Origin of the sequence: Pseudoalteromonas sp. S3776, assembly GCF_005886915.1 — a bacterium.
In the GTDB taxonomy this organism is placed as follows: domain Bacteria; phylum Pseudomonadota; class Gammaproteobacteria; order Enterobacterales; family Alteromonadaceae; genus Pseudoalteromonas.
The window spans coordinates 1-237 of record NZ_PNCU01000256.1; the positions used below are offsets into that span (position 1 = coordinate 1).

Sequence of the window (237 nt, forward strand, 5' to 3'; positions counted from 1 at the left end):
AAAGTGCTGCCGGAAAATGCCGACCCTATGGACATTCGTTACAACGTGATCCAGTGGGTGCATCGCGCCACCCGTGGCTGGTCGTATGGGGCATCGGTGATAGATCCACGCACCGGCGAGATCATCAAAGGCCATGTGACTTTGGGCTCGTTGCGGGTGCGCCAGGATATTCTGATCGCCGAAGCCTTAGCTGCGCCATTTGTTAAAGGCGATGAAGTGACGGAGCGTTTGCATGCC

1 protein-coding gene is annotated in these 237 nt (G+C 56.5%); it reads left to right on the forward strand.

The genetic code is table 11. The features are described from left to right. Positions 1-237: zinc metalloprotease (locus CWC16_RS19820; RefSeq protein ID WP_502705089.1), on the forward strand; the 237-nt coding region annotated here is incomplete at both ends.